We start from the raw sequence: 4220 nt of genomic DNA on the forward strand, positions 1-4220 counted from the left end.
ATTGACATTTGACTCCTCCTTCATCAACCACTTTCCAGCGGGCGAGACGCCCGCTGGAGTTTCAAGTCCGCTGGTCTCACTGTACCTTCGCGTCAAGGACCTGGGGTTCGTTGGCGAATTCGGCAACGTTGTCCTTGGTCATCAGCCGCGGCTCGAGCTCAACGAGCTTCTCCGGTGTGCCGCCGGTCAGTTTGGTAAGCATGGAGTTCATTCCGACGTAGCCCATTTCGAAGGGGTTCTGCACGATCGTGCCGAGGATCTTGCCTTCCTTCACGAGGCGGTACGCCGTTGGGTCGGTGTCGAAATTGACGAGTTTCACGTCGAGACGATTTGCCGCTTCAAGAGTTGCTTCGGCGCCGATTGTCGGCGCATGGTTCTGGAAGAACACACCGGCGATATCGGGGATTTCGGTCAGAGTGTCCTCCATCGTGCGGCGGCCGTCTTCAAGCGAGAGCTTCATGACCTTGCGGGGCAGCACTTCGAGACCGAGTTCCTTGGCGCGCTCTTCAAAGCCGCGGTTGCGATCGATGATGCACTGAACGGCCGGACCGTGGTCAAAGACAATGACCTTCGCGCCGGGTTTCACGTTCTTCGCCATGTAGTCTGCTGCCATGCGGCCACCCTGTTCGTTGGCGGTAACGACATAGCTGACCCATTCACCGGAACCGAGACCGATGTCCGTAACGACGACGGGAATGTTGTTGGCGTTATAGATATTCTTGATCGGATCGGCCAGGACGACACTGTCTCCCGGGAAGATCAGCAAGCCGTCAATGCCCTGCGTGTACAGGTCTTCTACGTCAGCAACCTGCTTCGTGGTGTCCGTATCGCCGCCATTGGTGACGATCAGGTCGACTTTCACACCCTTTGCTTCCCATTCCTTGATTGCCTTTTGAGCTCCGGCGATCTGAGTGCGAAGGAACGTGTTCGTTCCCCAGAACTGCGAGTAGCCGAGGCGGAAGGATTTTTCCTGGGCCCAGACCGGTTCGATGGCAAAGGACGAGAGCGCAAGCGCTGCGCCGACGATGCCGGATACAGTCAGAAAATTGCGGCGATTCAGTTTCATGATTTTACTCCTCCAATAAGCTCGACACTGCGAGCTTCTTTTATCCCTCTCTCCCGACAGCCCCCCTGCGCAGACAAGCGATGGAAATACCGTCGCCATGCCTCCTCCAACAGCGTGTAGGAATGTCACGAGCGTTCCCATAAGAGGCTTGGACTGGTTGAGCGGCAATTACGCTAACCGGCTAACAGCTATTGCGGATCACTATATCGGGGAGGGTGTCGCTATGGCTGTTTCCAATAGCGCCTAGAAGGAAGACGCAATGGCACCCTGTTCACGGCTTGTGCGAAACTCGTGTCATTAAGCAGTAGAGGTCAAGGGAGGATGAATTGACAGATAAATCGCTCAAGGGAAAAGTCGTGCTTGTCACGGGTGCCGCAGGCGGCGTCGGACGGGAAGTGATCAGAAAGCTCGCGTCGCAAGGCGCGAAAATCGTCGCGACGGATATCGCCGAGAACGTCCATGAACTCGCCACCGAATTTCATGGCGCGGAGATAGTTACCGTCGTGGGTGACGTTTCGAAGTCCGCTGACGTGGAGGCAATCTTCGAAAAGGCTGAAATTGCTTTTGGTGCGGTCCAGGCATTGATCAGCAATGCCGGATACATGATTGGCAAAGCGCTTCACGAGACGTCCGAGGAAGAATGGGACGCCGTGCTTGCAGGCAACGCCAAATCCTTTTTCCTCACGGCGCGCCGCGCTCTTCCGAATATGCTCAAGGCGGGCAAGGGTTCGATTACTGCGACGGGCTCGATTTCGAGTGTCGTCGGTCTTCCTTCCCAGGCTGCCTATTGCGCTAGTAAGGGGGCGGTGCTCCAACTCGTTCGTCAGTTGGCAGTCGAATATGCAGGGCAGGGAGTTCGTGTGAACGCGGTAGGTCCGGGCGCGATCAACACGCCGTTCCTGACTCGCTACCTGAACAGCTTGCCTGACCCCGAGGCCGGCGCGGCTGCCGTTAAGGCCGCCCATCCGATGAAACGTTGGGCAGAGCCGGATGAAGTTGCGGATGCACTCGTTTTCCTCGCGAGCGACGAAGCCGCTTTCGTGACCGGGCACATCCTGATGGTCGACGGCGGCTACGTGGCGGGCTAACGCTGACCGGTGGCGGACCTGTTCCGCCACCCCATATTTGTCTAGGGAGGAACAGATGGACGTTAAGGCAATTATCGACCCACATCATCATCTGTGGGATCTGGAAAACTATTCATATCCCTGGCTGTGCCAGCCCGGCGAGCCAATCGCGCCGATCGCCGGAAGCCTGCGGCCAATCATGACAACGTATCTTCTCGACGATTACATGGCTGACGCCAAAAATTGGAACGTCGTCAAAGACGTACACCTCGATGCCCTGTCAGCAGATGTCGTCGCGGAAACAAAGTGGCTCCAGGACATCAAGAACCGTACGGGAAAGCCAAACGGCTTTGTCGCGCATGCTGATCTCGAGGCTCCGGACGTCGATGAGGTGCTAGCCGCACATGCAAAGTGCAAGGATACGCGCGGTATTCGCCAGATCCTGAATTGGCATCCTGATCCGAAGTACACATTCAACCAACGCAACGATCTGTTGACTGACCCGCATTGGCTAAGAGGCTACAAGCTTCTCAAAAAGTATGACTTCTCGTTCGACCTCCAGCTCTATCCGCACCAGATGCCGGCGGCGGCAAAAGTTGCGGCCGACAATCCAGAGACGATCGTGAACTTGAACCACACTGGGATGCCGCTCGAGCGTGACGATGCGGGCGTGCAGCTTTGGCGAGACGGGATGCGCTCGCTCGCTCGTTCCTCGAATGTCAATGCCAAGATCTCCGGTCTCGGCATGGTGATGCCGGACTGGACAGTTGATTCAATCCGGCCATTCGTACTCGAAACGATCGAAATCTTCGGGGTCGATCGATGCATGTTCGCAAGCAATTTCCCCGTCGACAAAATCTACGCGAGCTTCGATAGGATTTATGAAGCATTTTTCGAGATCGTCTCGGGTTTCTCGTCCGTGGATAAGCAGAAGCTCTTCCACGACAATGCGCAGCGCATCTATCGGCTTTGACCACGAAACTCAACGGTTAAAGAACTCCGATGGCTTTTCCATCGGAGTTCTTTTTTGCCCTATTGAAGGTATGCAGAGGTGTTCCCATGGCTTTGACAACAATGCTTTTTGTCCCGGCTGACCGTCCGGAGCGCTTTGAAAAAGCCGCGGCCAGCACCGCCGACGCAATCGTTCTTGATCTCGAAGATGCGGTATCACCTGGGAACAAGGAAATTGCGAGAGCCAACATTGTGAAGGCCATCCTTGATAAGCGCACGTTTGTTCGCGTCAATCCAGTGCAGACCGACCTCTTCCATGACGATCTTGTAGCTTTGGCGCGTGCAGGTTGCCTAAACATAATGCTTCCCAAAGCTGAAACCACTTGGGAACTCGAAAGCGTTGCTGCCGCTTTGGGTGAAGATATTACGGTCATACCGCTTATCGAAACTGCAGTCGGCCTCGACAATGCCCGAGAGCTCGCCGCGCACCGGACTGTCCCCTTCCTGGCATTTGGCAGCCTCGACTTCGCGCTTGATATGGGGTGCGAACACACGCAAGACGCACTCAGGTTCGCCCGGCAAACCTTGGTCTTCGCCTCCAGGCTTGCACAAAAGGCTGCGCCAATCGACGGTGTTACCGTGGCGATCGACGACTATGACCATATCAAGGCCGACGCGATCGAAGCACGTCACCTTGGCTTCGCGGGGAAACTCGTCATTCACCCAAAGCAACTTGCCGCCGTGGCTGATGCATTTCGTCCATCTGACGCTGAGGTCGCCTGGGCCACGCAGGTGGTTGAGGCCGTAGCTGCGAATGGCACGCAAGCAGCCAAGATAAATGGGCAGATGATCGACAAGCCCGTGATTAGCCGGGCCGAAAGAATACTTTTGCGCTCCTCCCCAAACCGTGGATAACGCCGTGATCAAAAAAATCCTTGCCGCCAATCGCTCCGAAATTGCCATTCGCGTGTTCCGCGCGGCCAACGAGCTTGGAATAAAAACCGTGGCGATCTGGGCGGAAGAGGACAAGCTGGCGCTGCACCGCTTCAAGGCGGACGAGAGTTATCAGGTCGGCCGCGGCCCGCATCTGTCCAAGGACATGGGCCCGATCGAGAGCTATCTGTCGATCGAGGAGG

The 4220-nt window shown here is 56.2% G+C and carries 5 protein-coding genes; 4 read left to right on the plus strand and 1 reads right to left on the minus strand.

What is annotated here, in order from left to right:
- Nucleotides 1–76 precede the first annotated feature (76 nt).
- On the minus strand, nt 77–1066 hold the full coding sequence (locus tag FY112_RS35160; protein WP_017958437.1) for a substrate-binding domain-containing protein: 990 nt from the start codon (nt 1064–1066) through the stop codon (nt 77–79).
- A gap of 326 nt (nt 1067–1392) precedes the next feature.
- Here FY112_RS35160 and FY112_RS35165 point away from each other — a divergent pair, with 326 nt between their 5' ends.
- The 4 genes from FY112_RS35165 to FY112_RS38390 form a co-directional block, all read left to right on the plus strand.
- On the plus strand, nt 1393–2154 hold the full coding sequence (locus FY112_RS35165; RefSeq protein ID WP_017958436.1) for a glucose 1-dehydrogenase: 762 nt from the start codon (nt 1393–1395) through the stop codon (nt 2152–2154).
- A 55-nt stretch (nt 2155–2209) separates the two neighbouring features.
- On the plus strand, nt 2210–3106 hold the full coding sequence (locus FY112_RS35170; RefSeq protein ID WP_017958435.1) for an amidohydrolase family protein: 897 nt from the start codon (nt 2210–2212) through the stop codon (nt 3104–3106).
- Between the two features lie 86 nt (nt 3107–3192).
- On the plus strand, nt 3193–3999 hold the full coding sequence (locus tag FY112_RS35175) for a CoA ester lyase (RefSeq protein ID WP_017958434.1): 807 nt from the start codon (nt 3193–3195) through the stop codon (nt 3997–3999).
- A gap of 4 nt (nt 4000–4003) precedes the next feature.
- On the plus strand, nt 4004–4220 hold a 217-nt coding region (locus FY112_RS38390; protein ID WP_246700828.1), incomplete at its 3' end, for a biotin carboxylase N-terminal domain-containing protein.

The organism is Rhizobium sp. PEPV16, from assembly GCF_008919455.1.
Taxonomy (GTDB): domain Bacteria; phylum Pseudomonadota; class Alphaproteobacteria; order Rhizobiales; family Rhizobiaceae; genus Rhizobium; species Rhizobium leguminosarum_Q.